19 protein-coding genes and 1 pseudogene are annotated in these 25,143 nt (G+C 71.7%); 7 read left to right on the forward strand and 13 right to left on the reverse strand.

What is annotated here, in order from left to right; all coding sequences use genetic code 11:
* Positions 1-43 precede the first annotated feature (43 nt).
* On the forward strand, positions 44-472 hold the full coding sequence (locus ACH4EB_RS03440) for an OsmC family protein (protein ID WP_398345582.1): 429 nt from the start codon (positions 44-46) through the stop codon (positions 470-472).
* 76 nt (positions 473-548) lie between these two features.
* Here ACH4EB_RS03440 and ACH4EB_RS03445 read toward each other — a convergent pair whose 3' ends face one another.
* The 4 genes from ACH4EB_RS03445 to hrcA all read right to left on the reverse strand — a co-directional run bounded on the left by ACH4EB_RS03445 (position 549) and on the right by hrcA (position 4,874).
* On the reverse strand, positions 549-1,292 hold the full coding sequence (locus tag ACH4EB_RS03445) for a 16S rRNA (uracil(1498)-N(3))-methyltransferase (RefSeq protein WP_398345583.1): 744 nt from the start codon (positions 1,290-1,292) through the stop codon (positions 549-551).
* Positions 1,289-2,440 carry a nitronate monooxygenase gene (locus tag ACH4EB_RS03450; protein ID WP_398345584.1) on the reverse strand — a complete coding sequence of 384 codons (1,152 nt, stop codon included), beginning with the start codon at positions 2,438-2,440 and terminating at the stop codon, positions 1,289-1,291. The genes ACH4EB_RS03445 and ACH4EB_RS03450 overlap by 4 nt, the downstream gene beginning before the upstream one ends.
* Positions 2,441-2,720: 280 nt before the next feature.
* Positions 2,721-3,857 (reverse strand): molecular chaperone DnaJ, encoded by a 1,137-nt coding sequence (gene dnaJ / locus ACH4EB_RS03455; protein WP_398345585.1) that lies wholly within the window; start codon positions 3,855-3,857, stop codon positions 2,721-2,723.
* On the reverse strand, positions 3,858-4,874 hold the full coding sequence (gene hrcA, locus ACH4EB_RS03460; protein WP_398345587.1) for a heat-inducible transcriptional repressor HrcA: 1,017 nt from the start codon (positions 4,872-4,874) through the stop codon (positions 3,858-3,860). It abuts the gene before it with no gap.
* A 251-nt stretch (positions 4,875-5,125) separates the two neighbouring features.
* Here hrcA and ACH4EB_RS03465 point away from each other — a divergent pair, with 251 nt between their 5' ends.
* Entirely contained in the window at positions 5,126-5,860 is a 735-nt protein-coding gene (locus ACH4EB_RS03465) for an MBL fold metallo-hydrolase (RefSeq protein ID WP_398345588.1), read from the forward strand.
* Between the two features lie 28 nt (positions 5,861-5,888).
* Positions 5,889-6,722 (forward strand): DUF3097 domain-containing protein, encoded by an 834-nt coding sequence (locus ACH4EB_RS03470; RefSeq protein ID WP_398345589.1) that lies wholly within the window; start codon positions 5,889-5,891, stop codon positions 6,720-6,722.
* On the opposite strand, the pseudogene ACH4EB_RS03475 reads toward ACH4EB_RS03470, so the two are convergent.
* The 3 genes and pseudogenes from ACH4EB_RS03475 to ACH4EB_RS03485 all read right to left on the reverse strand — a co-directional run bounded on the left by ACH4EB_RS03475 (position 6,700) and on the right by ACH4EB_RS03485 (position 10,905).
* Positions 6,700-7,285 (reverse strand): annotated as a pseudogene (locus ACH4EB_RS03475) (Uma2 family endonuclease). The gene ACH4EB_RS03470 and the pseudogene ACH4EB_RS03475 overlap by 23 nt on opposite strands.
* A gap of 99 nt (positions 7,286-7,384) precedes the next feature.
* On the reverse strand, positions 7,385-8,617 hold the full coding sequence (gene hemW / locus ACH4EB_RS03480) for a radical SAM family heme chaperone HemW (RefSeq protein ID WP_398345590.1): 1,233 nt from the start codon (positions 8,615-8,617) through the stop codon (positions 7,385-7,387).
* Between the two features lie 245 nt (positions 8,618-8,862).
* Positions 8,863-10,905, reverse strand: a complete 2,043-nt coding sequence (locus tag ACH4EB_RS03485) for a SpoIIE family protein phosphatase (RefSeq protein ID WP_398345742.1) — start codon at positions 10,903-10,905, stop codon at positions 8,863-8,865.
* A gap of 869 nt (positions 10,906-11,774) precedes the next feature.
* Between ACH4EB_RS03485 and ACH4EB_RS03490 the strand changes: the two genes are divergently transcribed.
* Positions 11,775-15,797, forward strand: a complete 4,023-nt coding sequence (locus tag ACH4EB_RS03490; RefSeq protein ID WP_398345743.1) for a HAMP domain-containing protein — start codon at positions 11,775-11,777, stop codon at positions 15,795-15,797.
* Positions 15,794-16,384, forward strand: coding sequence for a two-component system response regulator (locus tag ACH4EB_RS03495; RefSeq protein WP_398345591.1), 591 nt, complete (start codon positions 15,794-15,796; stop codon positions 16,382-16,384). Before ACH4EB_RS03490 ends, ACH4EB_RS03495 begins: the two co-directional genes overlap by 4 nt.
* A gap of 172 nt (positions 16,385-16,556) precedes the next feature.
* On the opposite strand, the gene ACH4EB_RS03500 is transcribed toward ACH4EB_RS03495, so the two are convergent.
* From ACH4EB_RS03500 to lepA, 3 genes are all read right to left on the reverse strand, one after another.
* Positions 16,557-18,446: an AMP-dependent synthetase/ligase gene (locus tag ACH4EB_RS03500; protein WP_398345592.1), complete on the reverse strand. Its 1,890-nt coding sequence runs from the start codon at positions 18,444-18,446 to the stop codon at positions 16,557-16,559.
* Between the two features lie 379 nt (positions 18,447-18,825).
* Complete coding sequence (locus ACH4EB_RS03505; protein ID WP_398345593.1) at positions 18,826-19,113, reverse strand: hypothetical protein; 288 nt, start codon at positions 19,111-19,113, stop codon at positions 18,826-18,828.
* Between the two features lie 379 nt (positions 19,114-19,492).
* Complete coding sequence (gene lepA / locus ACH4EB_RS03510; RefSeq protein WP_398345594.1) at positions 19,493-21,361, reverse strand: translation elongation factor 4; 1,869 nt, start codon at positions 21,359-21,361, stop codon at positions 19,493-19,495.
* Positions 21,362-21,551: 190 nt separating this feature from the next.
* Here lepA and rpsT point away from each other — a divergent pair, with 190 nt between their 5' ends.
* The gene (gene rpsT, locus ACH4EB_RS03515) at positions 21,552-21,818 is read left to right on the forward strand and encodes a 30S ribosomal protein S20 (RefSeq protein WP_030023016.1); all 267 of its coding nucleotides are present in this window, start codon (positions 21,552-21,554) and stop codon (positions 21,816-21,818) included.
* Between the two features lie 565 nt (positions 21,819-22,383).
* Here the strand turns inward: rpsT and holA are convergent.
* A complete protein-coding gene (gene holA, locus ACH4EB_RS03520) occupies positions 22,384-23,367 on the reverse strand; it encodes a DNA polymerase III subunit delta (RefSeq protein WP_398345595.1) in 984 nt (327 codons plus the stop codon).
* A gap of 72 nt (positions 23,368-23,439) precedes the next feature.
* Between holA and ACH4EB_RS03525 the strand changes: the two genes are divergently transcribed.
* Positions 23,440-23,685 carry a hypothetical protein gene (locus tag ACH4EB_RS03525; RefSeq protein ID WP_398345596.1) on the forward strand — a complete coding sequence of 82 codons (246 nt, stop codon included), beginning with the start codon at positions 23,440-23,442 and terminating at the stop codon, positions 23,683-23,685.
* 4 nt (positions 23,686-23,689) lie between these two features.
* On the opposite strand, the gene ACH4EB_RS03530 is transcribed toward ACH4EB_RS03525, so the two are convergent.
* Entirely contained in the window at positions 23,690-24,481 is a 792-nt protein-coding gene (locus ACH4EB_RS03530) for an arylamine N-acetyltransferase (RefSeq protein WP_398345744.1), read from the reverse strand.
* Between the two features lie 113 nt (positions 24,482-24,594).
* Positions 24,595-25,080 (reverse strand): RrF2 family transcriptional regulator, encoded by a 486-nt coding sequence (locus ACH4EB_RS03535; RefSeq protein WP_398345598.1) that lies wholly within the window; start codon positions 25,078-25,080, stop codon positions 24,595-24,597.
* Positions 25,081-25,143: the final 63 nt, after the last annotated feature.

The raw sequence follows: 25,143 nt of genomic DNA on the forward strand, positions 1-25,143 counted from the left end.
CCACCACAGACCGCCGTCCCTCCACCACCAGGAGTCATCCACCATGGCAACCACCCGCACCGCTCAGACCCACTGGGAAGGCAACCTCCTGGAGGGCAAGGGCCAAGTCTCCCTCGCGTCCTCCAACGTCGGTACGTTCGACGTGAACTGGCCGGCCCGCGCCGAGCAGCCGAACGGCGTCACCAGCCCCGAGGAGCTGATCGCGGCGGCCCACTCGTCCTGCTACTCGATGGCCCTCTCGCACGGCCTCGCGGGCAAGGGCTACACCGTCACGGCGCTGGACACCACGGCCGACGTGACCTTCCAGCCGGGTGAGGGCATCACCGGCATCGCGCTGACCGTGAGGGCCGGCGTGCCCGGCCTGTCCGAGGAGGACTTCCGGGCCGCGGCCGAGGACGCGAAGAAGAACTGCCCGGTGAGCCAGGCGCTGGCCGGCGTCAAGAACATCACCCTCGACGCCGAGCTGGTCTGACCGGCGGCAGCACGAAGCGGCGGGGCCGCGGCGTCACCCGCGCCGCGGCCCCGCCGTCGTCTTGCCCGTCGCTACGTCAACTCCAGCGCCCGGTACGGCCCAACAGCAGCGCCGTGGCCGCCGTACCCGCCGTCGATGTCCGCAGCACGCTCCACCCGAGCCGGTACGCCTTGGCGCCGACCTCCTCGAAGGCCGCCAGCTCCTCCGGCGACACGCCCCCTTCGGGACCGACCACGAGCACGATCCGCCCGCTCGACGGCAGTTCGACGGAGGCCAGCGGCGCGCTCCCCGCGTCGCGGTCCTCGTGCAGTACGGCGGCGAACTCCGCCTCCGCGAGGAGCGCCGCGACCTGCTTGGTCGACATCAGGTCGGTCACCTCGGGAAAGCGCAGCCGACGCGCCTGCTTGCCCGCCTCACGGGCGGTGTTGCGCCACTTGGCGAGGGACTTCGCGGCCCGCTCGCCCTTCCACTGCGTGATGCAACGGGACGCGGCCCACGGAACGATGGCGTCCACGCCGGTCTCCGTCATGGTCTCCACGGCCAGTTCGCCGCGGTCGCCCTTGGGAAGCGCCTGGACGACGGTGATGCGCGGCGCCGGCTCCGGCTCGGTCTGCGTACCGGTCACCTCGACGACGAGCCGGTCCTTGCCCTCGGCGGCCCGCACCACGCCCACCGCGCCGCTGCCGCGCCCGTCCGTCAGCACCACGGGTTCCCCCGCGCGCAGCCGCCGTACGGAGACCGCGTGCCGCCCCTCGGGCCCGTCCAGCACGGTCTCCCCCGCGCCCGGGACACTCTCGACGAGAAACACCGGCGCCGTCACAGCGCACCTCCCAGCTCACCCGGGATCTCCTGCCCGGCCGGACACCCTTCCGGCGGACCGGACGCGTGCGGGGCCCCGGACACCGACCCGGCGCGCGCCGCCTCCAGTTCGGCCATCAGCACCTCGACCAGGTGCCCGGCCGGGAGCTGGCGCGCCATCCGGTGCCCCTGGCCCGCCCACAGCGCCATGCCCTGCGCGTCACCGGCCCGGGCGGCGGCCTTGCGCAGGCCCGAGGTGAGGTGGTGGACGGCCGGGTAGGCGGCCGGGGCGTACGGGCCGTGCTCGCGCAGAAAACGGTTCACCAGGCCGCGGGCCGGACGTCCGGAGAAGGCCCGGGTCAGCTCCGTACGCGTGAACAGGGGGTTGGTCATGGCCTGCTTGTGCAGCGGGTCGGCGCCCGACTCCGGGGTGACCAGGAACGCCGTACCGAGCTGCGCCATCGCGGCGCCCGCCGCCAGTACCGCGGCGATCTGCGAACCGCGCATCAGGCCGCCCGCCGCGATGATCGGTATCTGCACGGCCTCGCGCACCTGCGCGATCAGCGAGAGCAGCCCGATCCCGGCCCCGGTGCCGTCGGCCTGCGGGTCGTCGCGGTGGGTGCCCTGGTGGCCGCCGGCCTCGACACCCTGGACGCACACCGCGTCGGCGCCGGACCACTGCGCGGCCTGCGCCTCGGCCGCCGTGGTGGCGGTGACGATCGTGTACGTGCCGACCTTCGCGAACCCGTCGAGAACGGCGCGGGCCGGGCACCCGAAGTGGAACGAGACGACCGGCACCGGGTCCTCGCGCAGGATGGCGAGTTTCGCCTCGTACCCGTCGTCGGCGCCGCCGTACGGATCGATGTCGTCCAGCGCGGTCTCGTACCAGGCCGACTCGCCCGCGAGCTGCTCGCGGTAGACCTCGACGGCCGCGTTGTCGGCGAGCGAGGGCTGCGGCATGAAGAGGTTGACGCCGAAGGGGCGGTCGGTGAGCCCACGCAGTTGTTTGATCTCCTGGTACATGCCGTCCGCGGTCTTGTAACCGGCGGCCAGGAAGCCGAGTCCGCCGGCCGCGCAGACGGCGGCGGCCAGCTCCGGGCGGGCGACGCCGCCTGCCATGGGGGCCTGCGCGATCGGATAGCGGCAGAGATCGGTCAGCGCTGTGGGCATGACCACATCGTGTCACGCCATACGCCGGGTCCCGAACCGGCCCCGGACCCACCAAGATCCAATAGGTCCGGCGATCAGGGCACTTCGGGCAATGGCCCAGGGCCTCCCGGGCAGCGGACGACGAACGGCGGCCGGGCTCCCGCCCGACCGCCGCCATGAGTCCGTACGGACGGCCTACCGCCCGTTGAACGCGTCCTTCAACCGCGAGAACAGCCCCTGCTGCCCCGGCTGACGGCACCAGCCCGGGGACAACCCCCGGACCCCCGGCACCACAACACGCCTACCGCCCGTTGAACGCGTCCTTCAACCGCGAGAACAGCCCCTGCTGCCCCGGCTGGAACTGGCCCGTCGGGCGTTCCTCGCCGCGGAGCTTGGCGAGCCGCCGCAGCAGCTCCTCCTGCTCCGAGTCGAGCTTCGAGGGCGTGATGACCTCGACATGCACGATGAGGTCGCCGCGGCCGTTGCCCCGCAGGTGTGTGACGCCGCGGCCGTGCAGCGGGATCGACTGACCGGACTGGGTGCCGGGCCGGATGTCGATCTCCTCCACGCCGTCCAGCGTCTCCAGCGGGCACTTCGTGCCCAGCGCCGCCGCCGTCATCGGGATCGTGACCGTGCAGTGCAGGTCGTCCCCGCGCCGCTGGAACGTCGGGTGCGCCAGTTCGTGGATCTCCACGTACAGGTCGCCGGCCGGGCCGCCACCGGGGCCGACCTCGCCCTCGCCCGCGAGCTGGATGCGCGTGCCGTTGTCCACACCGGCCGGGATCTTGACCGTGAGCGTACGGCGCGAGCGGATGCGGCCGTCACCGGCGCACTCCGGGCACGGGGTCGGCACGACCGTACCGAAGCCCTGACACTGCGGGCACGGCCGCGACGTCATGACCTGGCCCAGGAAGGACCGGGTGACCTGGGAGACCTCACCGCGGCCGCGGCACATGTCACAGGTCTGCGCCGAGGTGCCCGGCGCCGCGCCCTCGCCCGAACAGGTCGTGCAGACGACGGCGGTGTCCACCTGGATGTCCTTGGTGGTGCCGAAGGCCGCCTCGTCCAGCTCGACGTCCAGCCGGATCATCGCGTCCTGGCCGCGCCGCGTGCGGGACCGCGGTCCGCGCTGCGAGGCCGTGCCGAAGAACGCGTCCATGATGTCGGAGAAGTTGCCGAAGCCCGCGCCGAAGCCGCCGGCCCCGCCGCCGCCACCCGCCTGCGAGAGGGGGTCGCCGCCGAGGTCGTAGACCTGCTTCTTCTGCGGGTCCGACAGCACCTCGTAAGCGGCGTTGATCTCCTTGAACCGCTCCTGGGTCTTCGGGTCGGGGTTCACATCCGGGTGCAGCTCGCGGGCCAGCCGCCGGAAAGCCTTCTTGATCTCGTCCTGCGAGGCATCGCGCCGTACGCCCAGGACCGCGTAATAGTCCGTGGCCACTTACGACTCCGCGAGGATCTGTCCGACGTAACGTGCCACTGCGCGTACCGCTCCCATCGTTCCGGGGTAGTCCATGCGGGTCGGTCCGACCACGCCGAGTTTGGCGACTGCCTCGTCGCCCGAACCGTAGCCGACCGCGACGACCGATGTGGAAGTCAGGCCCTCATGAGCATTCTCATGCCCGATGCGTACGGTCATGCCGGAGTCCTTGGCCTCCCCGAGCAGTTTGAGGAGCACCACCTGCTCCTCCAGGGCCTCCAGCACCGGCCGGATGGTCAGTGGGAAGTCGTGCCCGAAGCGCGTGAGATTGGCGGTACCGCCGATCATCAGCCGCTCCTCGGTCTCCTCCACCAGAGTCTCCAGCAACACCGACAGAACTGTCGAGACCGTGCCCCGGTCCTCCTGCTCGAAGGACTCCGGGAGATCCTGCACGAGCTGCGGCACGTCCGTGAACCGCCGCCCCACCACGCGGCTGTTCAGCCGCGCCCGCAGGTCCGCCAAGGAGGTCTCGCCGAACGGTCCCGGACAGTCGACCATGCGCTGCTCGACGCGGCCGGTGTCGGTGATCAGGACCAGCATCAGCCGGGCCGGCGCCAGTGACAGCAGCTCCACGTGCCGCACCGTGGACCGGGTCAGCGACGGATACTGCACGACGGCGACCTGCCGGGTGAGCTGCGCCAGCAGCCGTACCGTACGGCCCACGACGTCATCCAGATCGACGGCGCCGTCCAGGAAATTCTGGATGGCACGCCGCTCGGGGCTGGACAGCGGCTTGACGCCGGCCAGCTTGTCGACGAACAGGCGGTAGCCCTTGTCCGTCGGGATGCGTCCGGCGCTCGTGTGCGGCTGGGCGATGAAACCCTCGTCCTCCAGCGCCGCCATGTCGTTGCGGACCGTGGCGGGTGAGACACCGAGCTGGTGCCGCTGGGTCAGCGCCTTGGAGCCGACCGGCTCCTCGGTGCCGACATAGTCCTGGACGATGGCGCGCAGCACTTCGAGCCTGCGTTCACTGAGCATCGCGCACACCTCCAGTCCGGCCGTGTCACCGGCGCGCGGCCGGGTTCTTCCGGGTCGTCTTCCCTGGCACTCATCAGGTCCGAGTGCCAGACCCTGACCAAGTGTACGGCCGGGTCACCTGGGCAGGGCAAGGGCGGCGGTACCGGGGCCGTGCTCCGCCCTCCCGCAAAAGACGTACCGCGGGCACGGCGCGTCCCCGGGAAGCGCCGGTCCGGCAGGCAACGCTATCGCGGTGCGGCTAGCGTCTCGGTATGCGTACGACTTGGGAAGAGGCCGGGTGGGAACGGCTCGGCGCGGGCGTCGGGCGGCGCCGGATGCCGGGCTGGGACGAGACGATCGGTGCCGTCGTCGGATCGTCCGGCGTCCTGATCGTCGACACCGGCGCGACGATCCGGGACGGCGCCGAACTCCGCCGCCAGGTGCGCGGCATCACGGGGCGGAACGTGACACACGTCGCGCTGACCCACCCCCACTTCGACCATGTGCTGGGCACCGCCGCCTTCGCCGGCGTCCAGGTCTTCGGCGCGGCCGGCCTCGACGAGTTCCTGCCGCGCGCCCAGGACGACCTGCGACGCGACGCGGTGGCGCACGGCGTGGACCCGGAGGCCGCGGCGGAGGCCACCGACCTCCTCGTCCGCCCGCACCACCTCGTCTCCGGCGAGCGCACCCTCGACCTCGGCGGCCGGCAGGTGCTGCTCGCCAACGTCGGCCCCGGCCACACCGCGCACGACCTGGTCGTCCTGGCCCCCGGCACGCACGGCTCACCCCCGGTCCTCTTCTGCGGCGACCTGGTCGAGGAGTCCAGCGCACCGCAGGCCGGCCCGGACGCGATCCCCGGGCAGTGGCCCGCCGCCCTGGACCGGCTGCTGGCCCTCGGCGGGGAGGACGCGGTGTACGTACCCGGGCACGGCGCTGTCGTGGATGCCCGATTCGTCCGTGAGCAACGCGACGCGCTGAGCCGCCGCTTCGGCGTGTCGCGGCACTGACCGGCCATCCCTTCTTATCGTCTGTCCAATGCGCAGCAGACAGTACGGCCCGGACCTCACCCCGCCGTGGAAGAAGCAGCAGCCGGCCCCCGAGGTCGAGGCGGAGCCGGACCTCGTCGTCGAGGAGGCCGGCTCGGGTTTCTGCGGCGCGGTCATCCGCTGCGAGAAGACCGCCGAGGGCCCGACGGTCACCCTTGAGGACCGCTTCGGCAAGCACCGGGTCTTCCCGATGACGCCGCGCGGCTTCCTCCTGGACGGCAAGGTCGTCACCCTCGTACGGCCCGCGGCCCGGCCCGCCGCGCGCGGCCCGGCCCGTACGGCGTCCGGCTCACTGGCCGTCCCCGGCGCCCGCGCACGGGTCGCCCGCGCCGGGCGCATCTACGTGGAGGGGCGCCACGACGCCGAGCTGGTGGAACGCGTCTGGGGCGACGACCTGCGCGTCGAGGGCGTCGTCGTCGAATACCTCGAAGGCGTCGACGACCTCCCGGCCGTCGTCCGCTCCTTCTCCCCCGGCCCGGACGCCCGGCTCGGCGTCCTCGTCGACCACCTCGTCCCGGGCTCGAAGGAGTCCCGCATCGCGGCCTCGGTCACCGGCCGGGACGTCCTGGTCGTCGGCCACCCGTACATCGACGTCTGGGAAGCCGTGAAGCCGGCCTCGGTCGGCATCCCCGCCTGGCCGTCCGTCCCCCGCGGCCAGGACTGGAAGACAGGCGTGTGCCGGGCCCTCGGCTGGCCGGACAACACGGGCGCGGCCTGGCAGCGGATCCTCGGCTCGGTCCACTCCTACAAGGACCTGGAGCCGGCGCTGCTGGGGCGGGTGGAGGAACTGATCGACTTCGTTACGGACGGGAGTGCGGCCTAGCACCGGGAAGCGTCTGGAACTCGCTGGTGTCCAGTTCCATGCCGAGGAGATGCAGGGACATGGGGCCGCCGAACTTGGAGATGCGCTGCACGGCGTAATCGGCTTCTTCACCGGAGCCGGTGGGCTCGGTGAGCAGGACGCACTGGGCCATGATGGGGTCGATGACCAGGTAGGCGGGGACCTTGCCGGCGGCGCAGATGTTGCGCTTGACGCGGTAGTCACGGTCCAAGCTGGTCTTGCAGACCACCTCTAGGAGCATGGTGACGACCTCGGTCGGCGTGAGCCGTCCGGACTCCGGTCCGGCACCACGCTCCAGGATCACGAGGTCCGGCTGCGGCTCACTGATCTCTTCGAGAATGCCGACATCCTGAGTCTGCGCACGCTCCCACCTGCCTGGGGATCTGGTCCTGCACGTCTTGGACGATCCGGTTGTGGACCACGTCGGGCCCCGCCGTCATCACGATGTTCCCCCTGAGAAGCTCCGCCTTGTACCACTCCGGAACTTCCAGGCGACGGAAGATCTCGGTGGCATCGGTGATCAGCCGGTCATCCACAGCGGTCATCTCCGTGGTCCTCCACATCCGCCGCGTGCGTTGGCGGCGGCTTATGGACAGCGTAGGCAGTCGGCCTGAACTGCGTCGGGCATTCGCCCAGCCGGGTGATCAGTCCACCAGGTCCCGCACCACCGCGTCCGCCAGCAGGCGTCCCCGCAGGGTCAGGACGGCGCGGCCCTCCTCGTAGGGGCCGGGCTGGAGAAGGCCGTCGGCCAGGGCGCGCTCCGCGGCCTTCGCGCCCGCCGGGGCGAGGAGGTCGAGGGGGCAGCCGGCCGCGAGGCGGAGTTCGAGGAGGATGCGTTCGACGCGGCGGTCCTCGGCGGAGAGGAGTTCGCGGCCCGCGCCCGGGGACCGGCCCTCGCCGAGGGCCTGTGCGTACGCGCCGGGGTGCTTCACGTTCCACCAGCGGACGCCGCCGACGTGGCTGTGCGCGCCCGGCCCCGCGCCCCACCAGTCCGCGCCCGTCCAGTACAGCTCGTTGTGGCGGCAGCGGCCCGCTTCCGTCGTGGCCCAGTTCGAGACCTCGTACCAGTGGAAGCCGGCCGCGGACAGCGCTTCCTCGGTGATCAGGTAGCGGTCCGCGTGCACGTCGTCGTCGGTCATCGGCACCTCGCCGCGCCGGATCCGGCGGGCCAGTTGGGTGCCCTCCTCGACGATCAGCGCGTACGCGGAGACGTGGTCGGGCGCCGCGCCGAGCGCCGCGTCCAGCGTGGCCCGCCAGTCGTCGTCGGACTCGCCGGGCGTCCCGTAGATCAGGTCGAGGTTGACGTGCTCGAAGCCCGCCGCGCGCGCCTCGGCGACGCAGGCCTCGGGGCGCCCCGGTGTGTGCGTACGGTCCAGGATCTTCAGGACGTGCTGCCGGGCGCTCTGCATGCCGAAGGAGACCCGGTTGAAGCCGGCCTCCCTCAGTTCGGCCAGGTAGCGCGGGTCGACGGACTCCGGGTTGGCCTCGGTGGTGACCTCCGCGCCGTCCGCCAGCCCGAACTCGTCACGGATCGCGGCGAGCATCCGCCCGAGGTCGGCGGCCGGAAGCAGGGTCGGCGTGCCGCCGCCGACGAAGACCGTCTCGACCGGCCGGGGGTCGTCGCCGAGGACCTTGCGGGCCAGCCGGACCTCCTCGGCGACGGTGTCCGCGTAGTTCTCCCGCGAGGCGAGCGCGCCACCCGAGCCGCGCAGCTCGGTGGCCGTGTACGTGTTGAAGTCGCAGTAGCCGCAGCGCGTCGCGCAGTACGGCACGTGCAGGTAGAACCCGAGCGGCCGGGCGCCCGCCCCCGTCAGGGCGTGACCGGGCAGCGCCCCGTCTTCGGGCATGGGCTCACCGTCGGGGAGTGCGGAAGGCATGTCTTCCATTGTCCGGCATCGGAAGGGAAGCCCGAGCCCGGCGGGCGGGCGGTCGCGTGCAGGGTCGGTCGCCTGTGGACGGCGGTCGCGTACGGGTCGGCCGTCCGCGGGCGCCGGTCGCGTACAGAGTCGGTCGCTCGCGGACGCCGGTCGCGTACGGAGCCGGTCGCGTACGGGCCGGTGGCCTGCGGGGCCGGCCCCTGCGGGCCGATCGGTGCGGGAGGTCCCGGCCGGCCTCCCGTCCGTCAGCGGTGTCCCGTCGCCTGGAGCACCAGCAGCGCCAGGTCGTCGTCCGGCGGCGTGTCCGCGAACGCGTGCACCGCGCGCCGGATGTGCTCGGCGACCGCGGTGGCTCCCAGGCCGGTGCAGGCGGCGAGGTGATGGGCCAGACCGTCATCGTCGTCGAACTGGCGGTGGCCCGAGCGCCGCTCCGTGACCCCGTCCGTGACGCACAGCAGCGTCTCGCCGGGGGCCAGCTCGAAGGACTCGGACTCGTACGAGGTGTCCGCCACCACCCCGACCAGCATCTGCGGCACGGCCGCGGTGCGCACCGCGCCGTCCGTGCCGAGGACCAGCGGCAGCGGGTGCCCGGCGCTGGCCAGGGTGCAGCGAGCGCCTGGCGTGCCGTCGGCGTGCGGCTCGATCTCGCCGTACAGGAGGGACAGGAAGCGGGTCTGCTCCCCCTCGGCACGCAGTTCGACGGAGGGGTCCAGCCCGCTGCCCGCCGCCGCGACCGCCGCCGTGACGACTGCCACCGAGTCCGCGGCCTCGCGCGCCATGGTCTTGTTGAGCCGGTCCAGCACCTCCCCGACCCCGAACCCGTCGCGGGCCAGCAGCCGCAGCACGGGGCGGGCCAGGCCGGTGACCGCCGCGGCTTCCGGGCCGCTGCCGCACACGTCGCCCAGGGCGAAGCACCAGCGCCCGTTCCCGGCGTCGAACAGGTCCCAGAAATCGCCGCCGGCCCATGCGCCCTCGCGCGGCTCGTACACCACGGAGGACTCCATGCCGGGGACCGCGGGGCGGCCCCTGGGCAGCAGCCGGCGCTGGAGCACCTGGCTGATCCGTTCCTGATTCCGGTAGGCGCGGGCCGTGGCCAGCGCGCGGGCGACCCGGCGGGCCAGGTCCTCTATGAGACCCACGACCTCGTCCGGGAAGCGCATCAGCCCGGCCCGCCCGATCAGCAGCGTGCCCTGGTCGCAGCCGCCGGCCACCAGCCGGCAGGCCAGCGCGGCGCCGCCGGGCCCGTACCCGCTCGGCTCCTGCGGCCAGGGCCAGGGCACCGCCGCCCCCGCGCCGTCCCGCTGCGGGCCGGGCGCCGGCATCACCGGCGGGTTCTTCTCCAGCGCCCTGCGCAGGGCGTCGATACGGCTCTCGCTGGAATGCCAGACGCGGGCGAGCCGCAGGGCCTCGCCCGTCCCCTCGCGGCCGCCGTCGTGCAGCCAGACCGCGCACCAGTCGGCGAGGCGCGGTACGACCAACTGGGCGGCGAGCAGCGCGACCTGTTCCTCGTCGAGCTGCCCGGACAGCAGGTCGGACGCCTCCGCGAGGAAGGACAGGGCGCCGTGGTTGATCCAGTCCGCGTCGGTCCGCCGCGCCGCTGACCGCCGGGCGGGCGCAGGGGCGAGCAGTTCGGCGGCCCGCAGGCCGCGCTGCAGCTCCAGGTCGTGGTGGGAGAACCGGGCCGGCGGCCCGTAGGCGCGGTGCCGCGAGCCGGCCCGGAGCCGGAACCATACGGTTTTCCTGTCGCGCCGGTACGTGATGCCCCAGGACTCCGCGACCGCGCCGACCAGTTGCAGGCCATGGCCCCTGCTCTCGTCCGCGGAGGCCGACTGGCGCGCCCGTACGGCACGGGCGGGGTGGTGATCGGACACCTCGATGACGACCGCGGCGCGCGCACCGTCCGGCTCCGCGCCCGTCTCCCTGTCGGCGTCCGCGTCCGCCCTCGTGACCGGATCCGCTCCCTCGCCCGTATCCGCGCCTGTTCCTCCGCCCGTTTCCAGGCGGCACAGCAGTTCCACGGTTGTCCCCGCGTGCACCACGACGTTCGTGACCAGCTCGCTGACCAGCAGGACCGCCTCGTCGGCGAGGTGAGCCCCGAGGGCGTCCGCGCCGGGCAGCGACCGGGCGACCCAGTCGGCCAGGACGGCCCGTACGAACTGGCGGGCCGCCGCGGCGGCCCGCGGATTGCCGGGCAGGCTCGACCGCCGGACGCTGTCCCGCGCGTCGGACGTGGACCCGCCGCCGGGCTCGCCGGGCTCGCCGGCGGACCCGCAGCCGGGGCCGGGGATCGGTCTGGAGGGCGGGGTGGCGGGCGGCGCGGCGGGGGAAGCGGGAGATGGAGCGAAGGTCCCTACCAGGGTCTCCACGGGGGCGTCGGTGGCCGGTACGGCTTCGACGGGCGCGCCTTCGCCGGAAGCGGTTTCGGCCGGTGCGGATCCCGTGGGCACGGTTCCGGTTTCGGCGGATGCGAATCCCGTGGGCACCGCTTCGGTCGGCACGGTTCTCGTGGGCACCGCTTCGGTCGACGCGGCCGCCCGGTCGACCGTTCTCGTTACGTCGCCCAGGACCGACCCGCCCGACACATCCGGCCCGTCCGGCACATCCGCCACTGTGGCCGAATCCATCGCCCCGGCCCCCCTCGCCCCGATGGCCGGTCGCCTCGCTCCCTCCCCCGAGATCGCGTCCGTCACGTCGGCCGCGTCCGTGACCGCCTCCGTACGGGAATCCACCGGCCCGCCCCCTTCGGAATGTCCGTCGGAGGGCTCCTCGTGGGGCCCGCCGGACGGCGTTTCGGGCCGCGGATCCCTGCGGGGACCGGCCTGCGGGGAGGCCCCGGCCGGGGCGCTGCCGGGAGCCGCCGCCCCTGCGGAGCCGCCGCGGCCGGGGCGGAACGCCGCCCGGACCACCGCGGCGCCCCGGTCCGGGACGTCCCTGTCTGACGAAGTTGTCGTCCTCATTGAGCAACTCCCGGGCAGTTCCGCAATAGCGCCGAATACGCCACTCCCAGAGTGACAGACTGAGCGCACCCATAAGCACCGAGTTACTGAAGTGGGGAGACATGGCGGTCGAGCCGGCAGTGCCCCGAGTGTCCCTTGAGCCGGGTGGTGACGTCGTGCGCGCCGCCGATCTCAGACCGCTTCTGACCGCACTGACGTCGATGGCGGCCGGAGACTTCCGTACGCGGCTGCCGGTGGCGCAGGAAGGGCTGCTGGCCGAGCTGTCCGCGGTCTTCAACCAGATAGCTTCCCGCAATCAGCACCTGGCCGACGAGTTGTTACGCCTGCGGTCGGAGGTGGTGCGCCAGGGCCGGCTGGACGAACGGATGTCCGCCAGCCCGGGCCCGGGCACCTGGGCCACGTCCGTACAGGCCGCCAACGCCATCATCGACGCCCTGGTCATCCCGACCACCCAGGCCACCCAGGTGCTGGACGCGGTGGCCGGCGGCGATCTGACCCTGCGGGTGGACCTGCACGACGGCAACCGCCCGCTGCGCGGCGACCGGCGGCGCCTGGGCCGGGCGGTGAACCGTATGGTCGACCAGCTCTCGCTGTTCACCGGCGAGGTGACCCGGGTGGCCCGCGAGTCCGGTACGGAAGGCCGGCTCGGCGGGCGCGCCAAGGTGGCCGGGCTGTCCGGGAGCTGGCGCGATGTGACCGAGGCGGTCAACACCATGGCGGCCAGGCTGACCGCCCAGGTGCGGGACATCGCGCTGGTGACGACGGCGGTGGCGCGCGGCGATCTGACCCGGCAGGTGACGGTGGAGGCGGCCGGTGAGCTGCTGGAGCTGAAGCTGACCGTCAACACCATGGTCGACCAGCTCTCCGCCTTCGCCGACGAGGTCACCCGCGTCGCCCGCGAGGTCGGCACCGAAGGGCAGCTCGGCGGCCGGGCCCAGGTGCGGGGCGTGTCGGGCGTCTGGAAGGACCTCACCGACAACGTCAACTTCATGGCGTCCAACCTGACCAGCCAGGTGCGCAACATCGCCCAGGTCACGACGGCGGTGGCCAACGGCGACCTCAGCCAGAAGATCACGGTCGACGCGCGCGGCGAGATCCTCCAGCTCAAGCTGACCGTCAACACCATGGTCGACCAGCTCTCCGCCTTCGCCGACGAGGTCACCCGCGTCGCCCGCGAGGTCGGCACCGAAGGACGGCTCGGCGGCCGGGCGCACGTACGCGGCGTGTCGGGCGTCTGGAAGGACCTCACCGACAACGTCAACTTCATGGCCGACAATCTCACCTCCCAGGTGCGCAACATCGCCCTGGTGGCGACGGCGGTCGCGGAGGGCGACCTGGGGCGGAAGATCACGGTCGAGGCGAAGGGCGAGATCCTGGAGGTGAAGTCGACGATCAACACGATGGTCGACCAGCTCTCCGCCTTCGCAGACGAGGTCACCCGCGTCGCCCGCGAGGTCGGCACCGAAGGCAACCTCGGCGGTCAGGCCCAGGTGCGCGGCGCCTCCGGGGTCTGGAAGGACCTCACCGACAACGTCAACTTCATGGCGTCCAACCTCACCTCACAGGTGCGCAACATCGCGCAGGTGACCACGGCGGTGGCCGACGGCGACCTGTCGAAGAAGATCACGGTCGACGCGCGCGGCGAGATCCTGGAGCTCAAGGACACCGTCAACTCGATGGTGGAGCAGCTCCGGGCGTTCGCCGACGAGGTCACGCGGGTGGCCCGCGAGGTCGGCACGGAAGGCAACCTCGGGGGCCGGGCGCAGGTCCGGGGCGCCTCCGGGGTCTGGAAGGACCTCACCGACAACGTCAACTTCATGGCGTCCAACCTGACCACCCAGGTGCGCAACATCGCGCTGGTGGCCACCGCCGTCGCGCAGGGCGACCTGTCGAAGAAGATCGACGTGGACGCGCGGGGCGAGATCCTGGAGCTGAAGACGACGCTCAACACGATGGTCGACACCCTGTCGTCGTTCGCGTCCGAAGTCACCCGCGTCGCCCGCGAGGTCGGCAGCGAGGGGCGGCTGGGCGGCCAGGCCCGGGTCGAGGGCGTGTACGGCACATGGAAACGGCTGACGACGAACGTCAACGAGCTGGCGTCGAACCTCACCACCCAGGTCCGGGCCATCGCGGAGGTGGCCTCCGCGGTGGCCGCCGGCGACATGACCCGCAACGTCACCGTGGAGACCCAGGGCGAGGTCGCCGAGCTGCGCGACAACATCAACCTGATGGTGTCCAACCTCCGGGAGACCACCCGCGCCAAGGACTGGCTGGAGTCGAACCTCGCGCGGCTGGCGGGCCTGATGCAGGGCCACCGGGACCTGATGGAGGTCGCCGATCTCATCCTGCGGGAGCTGACGCCCCTGGTGAACGCCCAGTACGGCGCCTTCTTCCTGGCCGACACCGACCGCGACGACCTGCAGCTCGCCTTCATCGCCGGGTACGGGTCGTCCCTGGACACCACGATCGACACGCCCGGCTCCATGGACCACAGCCTGGTGCGCCAGGCCGCCCTGGAGAAGAAGCGCATCCTGGTGGAGGAGGCCCCGCCGGACTACATCAAGATCAATTCCGGGCTGGGCGAGGCCAACCCGGCGACCGTCGTCATCATCCCGGTGCTGTTCGAGGACCAGACACTGGGCGTCATCGAACTGGCGTCCTTCTCCCGCTTCTCCGACGTGCACCTGGCGTTCTTCGACCAGTTCGTGAACACCATCGGCGTGGCCATCAACACCATCGTCGCCAACTCCCGTACGGAGTCGCTGCTCGGCGAGTCGCAACGGCTGGCCCGCCAGCTCCAGGAACGCACCGACGAGCTCCAGCGGCGGCAGGCCGAACTCCAGCGCTCCAACGAGGAGCTGGAGGAGAAGGCCGCGCTGCTGGCCAGCTCGTCCCAGTACAAATCCGAGTTCCTCGCGAACATGTCGCACGAGCTGCGCAACCCGCTGAACTCGCTGCTCATCCTCGCCCGGCTGCTCGCCGACAACCCCGACGGCCATCTGAACGAGCAGGAGGTGCAGTTCGCGATCACCATCCACCGGTCCGGGTCCGACCTGCTCCAGCTCATCAACGACATCCTCGACCTGTCCAAGATCGAAGCGGGTCGGATGGACGTACGGCCCAAGCGGCTGCCGCTGATCAAGCTGCTCAACTACGTCCACGACACCTTCCGCCCGATGACCCTCGACCGGGGGCTGGCCTTCGAGGTGTCGGTGAGCGAGAACGTCCCCAAGGAGCTGTTCTCCGACGAGCAGCGCCTCCAGCAGGTACTGCGCAACCTGCTGTCCAACGCCGTGAAGTTCACCGCCGCCGGCAAGATCGACCTGCGGGTGGACCGCTCCGGGGACGGCACCATCGCATTCACCGTCACCGACACCGGCATCGGCATCGCGCCGGAGAAGCTGCCGGTGATCTTCGAGGCGTTCCAGCAGGCGGACGGCACCACCAACCGCAAGTACGGCGGTACGGGCCTGGGCCTGTCGATCAGCCGGGAGATCGCGGGGCTGCTCGGCGGCCGGATCACCGCGAGCAGCCGGCCCGGCGTCGGCAGTGTCTTCACCCTGCACGTCCCCATCGACTGCCCCGGTTACGCCGAGCCGCTCGACAGCGGCGAACAGCGCGCGGACGACGCGCTGCACCTGACGAAGACGCCGCGGCACCACCCCCGCCCGGGCCCGCCCGCCCCGCGCGACGAGGCGCCGTGGCCGACCACCACCCGGCTGGAGGACTGGGTGAGCGGGCCGTCGGGCACGCTGCTGTCCGGCTGCCAGGTCCTGGTCGTCGACGACGACATCCGCAATGTCTTCGCGCTCACGAATGTGCTGAGCCGCGTCGGTATGCGGGTGCTCTACGCCGAACACGGCCGGGAGGGCATCGAGATGCTGGAGAAGAATCCCGGTATCAACCTGGTCCTGATGGACATCATGATGCCGGAGATGGACGGCTACGAAACCATTCGCGCGATCCGGCGCACGCCGCGCTTCGCGGATCTGCCCGTCATCGTGCTCACGGCGAAAGCGATGCCCGGCGACCGGGAGAAATCCCTGGAGAGCGGAGCCAACGAATACGTCCCGAAACCCGTCGACGTGGACCGCCTGCTGGCAGTGACCGTCGAGCTCCTGTCCCGGCACGGCTCCGGCATCCCGGCCCCGGGCGGTGAATCAGGCAAGCAAGACCCCGACGCGACCTCTTCGAGGTCCCAAGGCACCGAAGGCCCACCATGACCCATGCACCCGACACCGGCGCCGGAACCGACGACCGGGCGGGCATCCTTCTCGTCGACGACATGGAGGACAACCTGGCCGCGCTGGAAGCGGTCCTGGGCTCGCTCGGCGAGCCGCTCGTACGGGCCCGCTCCGGCGAGGAAGCGATGAAAGCACTGCTGCGGCAGGAATTCGCGGTCGTTCTGCTGGACATTCTCATGCCCGGCATGGACGGTTTCGAGACCGCCTCGAACATCAAACGCCTCGACCAGACGAAAGACATCCCGATCATCTTTCTGACCGGGACGGACAGCGACTCCGGATTCGCCTTCCGTGGCTATTCGACCGGCGCCGCCGACTACCTCACCAAACCCTTCGACCCGTGGGTGCTCCGCGCCAAGGTGAATGTGTTTCTCGACCTGCACCGCAAGAACCGGCAGTTGCGACGACTCATAAAGCAGGACCACGCCCGGATGGGCGAGTTGGCGGACCGTATCGACGAGATCGAGCGCCGCCTCGCCGACAGCTCCGCGCCCGGCGAACGGGAGCTGAGCGAGAGCGTGGCACGCATGGGCGAATCCCTACGGGCACTGCGGCGAGGACGGTAGCCGCCCGAGGGCGGTACGCGGTCGCGGCCCCTGGTGCGGTCACAGCCCCGGTCGCGCTCACAGTCCCTGGTGCGGGCGCCGGTCCGGGCTGCGGACGGCAGGGCCACCGGCGGTCGTCGGTGGCCCTGCCGCCCGGAGCCAGGGCGGCCGCCGCGCCTCACGGGCGCCGTCGCTACGCCTCGCGGGCGCCCTCGTACATCTCCTCCAGCAGGTCCTTGAAGGCGCGTTCCACCACCGGCCGCTTGATCTTGAGGCTGGGTGTCACCTCGCCGTGCTCGATGTCCAGGTCCCGCGGCAGCAGCCGGAACTTGCGGATCTGCTGCCAGCGCTGGAGCCCCTCGTTGACCCGCTCCACATACCCCTCGATCAGCTCGCGGGTCTGCGGGGCGCTCACGACCTCGGCGTACGCCGTGCCCCGGAGGCCGTGCTCGGCGGCCCAGCCCATGATCGTCGGCTCGTCGAGGGCGATCAGCGCGGTGCAGAAGTTCCGGTTGGCGCCGTGCACCAGCACGTTGGAGACGAACGGACAGACCGCCTTGAACTGCCCCTCGACCTCGGCCGGCGCGATGTACTTGCCACCGGAGGTCTTGATCAGGTCCTTCTTGCGGTCGGTGATCCGCAGATAGCCGTCCGGGGACAGCTCGCCGATGTCGCCGGTGTGGAACCAGCCGTCCGACTCCAGCACCTCGGCCGTCTTCTCCGGCAGCCCGTGGTAGCCCTCCATGATGCCGGGCCCGCGCAGCAGCACCTCGCCGTCCTCGGCGATGCGCACCTCGGTGCCGGGCAGCGGCTTGCCGACCGTGCCGGTGCGGTACGCCGCGCCGGGGTTGACGAAGCTGGCGGCGCTGGACTCGGTGAGGCCGTACCCCTCCAGGATGTGGATGCCGGCACCGGCGAAGAAGTAGCCGATCTCGGGGGCGAGGGCCGCGGAGCCGGAGACCGCGGCGCGCAGCCGGCCGCCGAAGGCCTCGCGCAGCTTGGCGTACACCAACGCGTCAGCGATCTTGTGCTTGGCGCCGAGCGCGAAGGGGACGGAGGCGTTGCCGGTGCGGCGGAAGTTGTCCTGGGAGGTCTTGGCGTACTCCCGTGCCACGCCCGCCGCCCACTGGAAGATCTTGTACTTGGCGGCGCCGCCCTCCCGGGCCCGGGTCACCACCCCGTTGTAGACCTTCTCGAAGATCCGCGGCACGGCCGCCATGTAGGTGGGCCGCACCACCGGCAGATTCTCGATGATCTTGTCGACCCGGCCGTCCACCGCGATCACGTGCCCGACGGAGATCTGCCCGGCGGTCAGCACCTTCCCGAAGACGTGCGCCAGCGGCAGCCAGAGGTACTGCACGTCGTCCTCGGTGACCAGGCCGGTGGCCTGGATGGCCCGGGCCATGTACGACCAGCAGTCGTGCGGCAGCCGGACCCCCTTGGGCCGGCCGGTGGTGCCCGAGGTGTAGATCAGCGTCGCGAGCTGGTCCGCGCGCAACGCCGCGACCTGCTCCCGCACACAGTCCGGGTGCTTCTCCAGGTGGGCGGCGCCGCGCTTTTCCAGCTCGGCGAGGGAGAGCACCCAGTCCTCCGGGTCGCCGTCGGCGGACCGCGCGGCGGCCTCGTCGATCACTACGACATGGGCCAGTTCCGGCAGGTCGGCGCGCTTCTCCCGGGCCTTGGCGAGCTGCCCCGCGTCCTCGGCGATCAGTACGCGGCTGCCGGAGTCGGCGAGGATGTACGCCGTCTCCTCCGCGTTGGTGCTGGGGTAGACGGTCGTGGTGGCCGCGCCGGAACAGAGCACGCCGAGGTCGGCGAGGATCCACTCGACGCGGGTACTGGCGGCGAGCGCCACCCGCTCCTCGGGCCGGACGCCCAGCGCGATCAGTCCGGCGGCCACCGCGTACACCCGCTGGGCGGCGTCGGCCCAGCTCAGCACCTTCCAGTCGTCGGGCCCCCGGCCCTCGGCGGGCGGCACCGGGTAGCGGTACGCCTCGTGGTCGGGGGTGGCTGCGACACGCTCCAGGAAGAGGGTCGCCACGGAAGGTGGCCGGTTCTCGATCAGCGTCTGGGTGTCCGTCACGGCATCCTCCGGGGCCCGCTACGTTGCTGGTGACTCGCGAGTAACCTTCGAGCAGTGATCAGACTAGAGCGCGTTGCGCCATGGCGTAAGGGGCTGCGGCCGACTGGTTCACGATGAGACCAATGCGGTGCATGTGCTGTACATATGTCGGCCGGAGCGGGTAGGAGAGGCGCCTTCGGCGGGCTGCCGGAACAGTCGGCCGGGGCCGGTGCGGACGTACCGTACGCCGAACGTGGGAGTCCGGGTGAGCCGATCGTGGGATGTGGTTGCGCGCCGTCACCCGCACTCCGGCCGGAGCCCCGGCCGCCGGGTGCGCGCCCGGACGGGCCGGGGCGGGGCGCGCGGGACGAGGCGGGAGCGCGGGCGACGGACGGCAGGGTCAGCGGCGGAGTGAGGCTTCCTGGATGCCGATGCCGTCGGCGTTGGGCGCGTTCACGGCGGCCGAGTCGCCGACCATGTGGCCGATCCGCTCGTCGCCCCGCAGCGCGCCGTTGAGCTTCTTCAGACCGTCACCGACGGTGGTGACGGCCTTCTGCGCACCCCCGACCGTCCCGGTGACACCGCTCCTGAACTTCTCCGCCCCCGACTCGTCGGCGGAGGCGGGTGCGGCGACACCCACGGACAGCGCGGCCCCGGCCAGCAGCGCGGCGGCCTTGGTGTACTTCATGCGTATCCCTTTCTGGCGCGGCCTCCTCGGCGGTACGGCACTCATGCCGCCCGGACGAGCTTTCTGGGCCGCCCGGAACACCGCTGCCACCCACGACAACGGCGGCCGACGCGTCCCGGAAACCGCCTGACCGCCGATTTCCCGGCCGACCGCCCGGATGCCGTACGGATCCGGACAGCCGAGCGGAACCGGTACCGCACCGGACAGCCGTGCGGATCCGGACAGCCGAGCGGATCCCGTACCGCACCGGACAGCCGGCCGGTCCGGTCCGGCGACCGCCCGGCGGCAGCACTCAGCCCCCGGCCGGACCGGCCGGGGGCTGAGGAAGTGGCGGGGCCATGGCAGCCCCGGGGACTACCGCAGCCTGGGGACCACCGGCCTACTTCTTGCCCTTGGAGTCGCCGTCGGAGTCGGACGACAGCACGGCGATGAAGGCCTCCTGCGGGACCTCCACGCTGCCGACCATCTTCATCCGCTTCTTGCCTTCCTTCTGCTTCTCCAGCAGCTTCCGCTTACGGGAGATGTCACCGCCGTAGCACTTGGCGAGCACGTCCTTGCGGATCGCGCGGACCGTCTCACGGGCGATGACCCGGCTGCCGATAGCGGCCTGGATCGGGACCTCGAAGCTCTGCCGCGGGATCAGCTCGCGCAGCTTGGCGACCAGCCGCACACCGTACGCGTACGCCTTGTCCTTGTGGCAGATCGCGGAGAACGCGTCGACCTTGTCGCCGTGCAGCAGGATGTCGACCTTGACCAGGTCGGCGGCCTGCTCGCCGGTGGGCTCGTAGTCCAGCGAGGCGTAACCGCGGGTCTTGGACTTGAGCTGGTCGAAGAAGTCGAAGACGACCTCGGCGAGCGGAAGGGTGTAGCGGATCTCGACCCGGTCCTCGGAGAGGTAGTCCATGCCGAGCAGGTTGCCGCGGCGGTTCTGGCACAGCTCCATGATCGCGCCGATGAACTCGCTGGGCGCCAGGATCGTGGCCCGGACGACCGGCTCGTGCACCTTGTCGATCTTGCCGGTCGGGAACTCGCTGGGGTTGGTGACCTCGTGCTCGGCGCCGTCCTCCATGTCCACGCGGTAGACCACGTTGGGGGCGGTGGCGATCAGGTCGAGGCCGAACTCGCGCTCCAGGCGCTCGCGGATGACCTCCAGGTGCAGCAGCCCCAGGAAGCCGACGCGGAAGCCGAAGCCGAGGGCCGCGGAGGTCTCCGGCTCGTAGACCAGCGCGGCGTCGTTGAGCTGGAGCTTGTCCAGGGCGTCGCGCAGCTCCGGGTAGTCGGACCCGTCGAGCGGGTACAGGCCGGAGAAGACCATCGGCTTCGGGTCCTTGTAGCCGCCGAGCGGCTCCTGGGCACCCTTGGTGAGCTGGGTGATGGTGTCGCCGACCTTGGACTGGCGGACGTCCTTCACGCCGGTGATGAGGTAGCCGACCTCGCCCACGGACAGGCCGTCGGCGGCCTTCATCTCGGGCGAGTTCGTGCCGATCTCCAGCAGCTCGTGGGCGGCGCCGGTGGACATCATCTTGATCCGCTCGCGCTTGCCGAGCGTGCCGTCGACGACCTTCACGTACGTCACGACGCCGCGATACGCGTCGTAGACCGAGTCGAAGATCATCGCGCGGGCGGGCGCGTCCTTGACGCCGACCGGGGCCGGAACGTCACGGACGACCTTGTCCAGCAGCTCGGCGACGCCCTCGCCGGTCTTCGCGGAGACCTTCAGCACATCCTCGGGCTCGCAGCCGACGAGGTTGGCGAGCTCCTTGGCGAACTTCTCGGGCTGCGCGGCCGGCAGGTCGATCTTGTTCAGCACCGGAATGATCTGGAGGTCGTGCTCCATCGCCAGGTACAGGTTGGCGAGGGTCTGCGCCTCGATGCCCTGGGCGGCGTCCACGAGAAGGATGCAGCCCTCGCACGCGGCGAGGGAGCGCGAGACCTCGTACGTGAAGTCCACGTGGCCCGGGGTGTCGATCATGTTGAGGATGTGGGTCGCGCCACCGTCCTCGTCGGAGCGGGCCCAGGGCAGCCGGACCGCCTGGGACTTGATCGTGATGCCGCGCTCGCGCTCGATGTCCATGCGGTCGAGGTACTGCGCGCGCATCTGCCGCTGGTCGACGACGCCGGTGAGCTGGAGCATCCGGTCGGCGAGTGTGGACTTGCCGTGGTCGATGTGCGCGATGATGCAAAAGTTACGGAGGAGAGCCGGGTCGGTACGGCTCGGCTCCGGCACGTTCGTAGGGGTCGCGGGCACGCAGGGTCCATTCAGAGAACGCGGGTAGGCGGGACTCGGTTGTTTTTCGTCTCCCCCATGGTCCCATGCGCGGCGGCTCTGGTCCGGTTTGGGAGGCCGAGGAGGCTGCTGGTAGCCTGGTCCACTGCGCTTTGTGCTCTCTGGTACGAGGCGCAACTCGAAATTCCAACGAACCTGAAAAGGCTCTTTCGTGGCGAACATCAAGTCCCAGATGAAGCGGATCAAGACCAACGAGAAGGCTCGTCAGCGCAACAAGGCTGTGAAGTCGTCTCTGCGTACCGCCATCCGTCGCACCCGTGAGGCCGTGGAGGCCGGTGACCTTCAGAAGGCCGCCACCGCCCAGGCCGAGGCCGCCAAGAAGCTGGACAAGGCCGTCAGCAAGGGTGTCATCCACAAGAACGCCGCCGCCAACAAGAAGTCGGCGCTGGCCAAGAAGGTCGCGGCCCTCAAGGCCTGACCTCGTTCTTGACGCTTCACCTCTGCCGGTAAGGGCTCAGCGGCCCCTCTCTCCGCTCCTTCCGGTGCACCACCGCGCCGCACACGGCCAGCGTTCGCCACGCGGGTACGGCGCACACACAGCTTGAGACGACGGACCTCGCAGTCACTCTTCCCCAGGGTGATGCGGGGTCCGTTGTCGTGTGGGGAGGGGGCGGGGCTCCCGCCCGGGGTACGGGGTGGGGGCGGGGAGGGGTACGGGGGTGGATGGGTGTGGGTGGGATGGCACGGCGGGCCTGTCGGGGGCGGGCAGGCTCGGCCGGCCTGTCGGGGGCTGCGGGGCGGGCAGGCATGGCGGGCCCGTGCGGGTCTGCGGGGCCGGTGCGGTATCGGTCACGGGAGAACCGGCCTCTGAAGGACCGATTCCGCAAGGACCGGCCTGTGGAGACCCGAGCCCGTAAGGCCCAGCCCCGCAGGGACCGCCCCGGAGGCCCGGCCCCGTAAGGGCCGATCCGCGCAGGACCGACCGGCAAGGACGCCCCCCCCACAAGGACCGCCCCCCGCAGGACCGGCCGGTCCCGGTGCGGTCAGCGGGAGCGGGCCGCGCGGACGATGGTGACGACGGCCTTCTCCAGGGCGTACTCGGGATCGTCGCCGCCGCCCTTGACGCCGGCGTCGGCCTCGGCCACCGCACGCAGCGCCGTCGCGACGCCGTCCGCCGACCAGCCGCGCATCTGCTGCCGCACCCGGTCGATCTTCCAGGGCGGCATGCCCAGCTCGCGGGCGAGGTCGCCGGGGCGGGCGCCGCGCGGGGCGGAGGCCAGCTTGCCGATGGCGCGGACGCCCTGGGCGAGCGCGCTGGTGATCATGACGGGCGCGACGCCCGTGGACATGGCCCAGCGCAGCGCCTCCAGGGCCTCGGCGGCCCGGCCCTCCACGGCACGGTCCGCGACGGTGAAACTGGACGCCTCGGCGCGGCCGCGATAATAGCGGGCCACGATGGCGTCGTCGATGGTGCCCTCGATGTCGGCGACCAACTGCGAACAGGCCGAGGCCAGCTCGCGCAGGTCGCTGCCGATCGCGTCCACCAGCGCCTGGCACGCCTCCGGGGTGGCGGAGCGGCCCGCCGTACGGAACTCGCCGCGCACGAACGCGAGGCGGTCGGCGGGCTTGGTCATCTTGGCGCAGGCGACCTCCCGCGCACCGGCCTTGCGGGCGGCGTCCAGCAGGCCCTTGCCCTTGGCGCCGCCGGCGTGCAGCAGCACGAGAGTGATCTCCTCGGCCGGGGAGCCGAGGTACTTCTTGACGTCCTTGACCGAGTCGGCGGACAGGTCCTGGGAATTGCGGACCACCACGACCTTGCGCTCGGCGAACAGCGAGGGGCTGGTCAGCTCGGCAAGCGTGCCGGGCTGGAGCTGGTCGGGCGTGAGGTCGCGTACATCGGTGTCCGCGTCGGCGGCGCGGGCCGCCGCCACCACCTGCTGCACGGCGCGGTCCAGGAGCAGGTCCTCCTGGCCCACGGCGAGCGTGAGCGGGGTGAGCGGGTCGTCGTGTGCTGCTTTCCTGGCCATCGTGGTCCAGCATCCCACGCCCCACCGACAGCGGCGTTCGGTCCCCGGCCCGCGCTGCCGGACAATGACCGGGTGAGCGATGTACGACATGTTCTGGTGCTGCCCGACCGCGACTCCGCCGAGGAGGTCGCCGAAGCGCTGGCCGAGCGCTTCGGCGTCACGGAGGAACCCCAGCTCGTCCGGGACGCCCTGGCGGGCGAGGACGACGCCGAGGACGCCCAGTGGCTGGTGGTCGTCGAAGATCCCACAGGCCGCCACGACGCGGCGGAGCTGGACGCCCTGGCGGACGAGTACGAGGGCTGGCTGGAGGCCGAGTGACGCGTCAGCCGCGCAGCTCCGGTATCCGCTCCAGCGTGATGCCGAAGTGGGCACGGTAGGCGGGCAGCACCTCGTCCTCGGTCAGTTCGCGCTCCTCCCGGCCGTCGGCGTCCGTGATCACGAGCGTACGGCCGGAGAGCGTGACGCGGCCGGTCTCCGTCAGCCGGGAGCAGACCAGCGACCGGGTGAAGGGCGACTCCGGCGAGGTGCGGTGGTACCAGCAGCCCGCCGCGAAGTCGGCCAGGGCGCGCGGCCGCTGTTCCATGCGGTACTGGGGCACGCCGTCCCGCAGGACGTCGAGGTCGCCCTCGGCGGTCTCCTCGATGCGGAACACCCCGGCGGGATCGGGCTGTTCGTCGCGGCTGTCCAGGCGCAGCGGGAACTGGCTGTTCCTCCCGAAGCCGACGTCGGCGAGCCACGGCCCGCCCCGGCCGTCGCCGGTGTGGACGCGCAGCGCGAGGTGGTCGTACGGGATGCCGGGGCCCTCGGGGCCGAAGACGCGGGCGGCGAGGAGTTCGACGCGGTGACCGAGGGCGCGGAGCAGGGCGGCGAAGGCGCCGTTGAGTTCGTAGCAGAAGCCGCCGCGCGAGGCACCGACGACCTTGTCCACCAGCGACTTGTACTCCAGGGTCACGTCCTCGGCGAGGTGGACCGAGAGGTTCTCGAACGGGACCGTCCGCAGATGCCGCAGGTGCAGGTCGTGCAGCGCCTCGGCGTCGGCAACGGCCGGGCGGGCGGCGCCGATGCGCCGGAGGTAGGCGTCGGTACGGGCCTGGTCGAGCGGCTCGGCGCGCATCCGCTCGGCTTCCGAGGAGCGGACGGCAGGCGCTCCGCCGCTCGCTTGCGGCGCCTGGGGGGCCGGCGGTTCCTGCGGGGCCGGCCGGGACGACCGGGTCTGCCGGGAGTCCATCAGGTACTCGTCCTCTCGGTCGCGAACCAGCGGCGGGTACGCTCCACCGCCGGTCCCGGGGCGCCGGCCAGGAGGTCGGCGACGGTCTGCTTGGCGAGCTCGCGGCGCCAGGCCAGCTCCGCCCGGCGCATCGCGGTGGAGATGCCGCAGGGGCGGCGGAAGTCCCGGTCGGGTGCTTCGGCGCCGGAGCCCTGGCGGCGGATCTCGGTGCACCGGAAGGCGTCGTCGGTGCCCTCGATGGCGGCGACGACATCCATCAGGGAGATCCGCTCGGGCGGCCGGGCCAGCCGGAAGCCGCCGCGGGCGCCGGGGGTCGAGGTCAGGATGCCGACCCGGGCCAGGGCCTGGAGGCGCTTGTTCAGGTAGGCCTGGGGCAGATCGAAGGAGGCGGCCAGCCGGGCTGTCGACACGGGCCGCTCGTCGCCGAGCGAGGCCAGGGTCACACAGCAGTGCAGGGCCCATTCGACGCCCTCGCTCATCCTCATATTTCTGGAGTTTACAGATCCTGATTCCGGGGCTGCCCGCGTACGCCGGCCCCGCCGTGGCCA

Source organism: Streptomyces sp. NPDC018045 (genome assembly GCF_044327445.1).
Classification (GTDB): Bacteria; Actinomycetota; Actinomycetes; order Streptomycetales; family Streptomycetaceae; genus Streptomyces.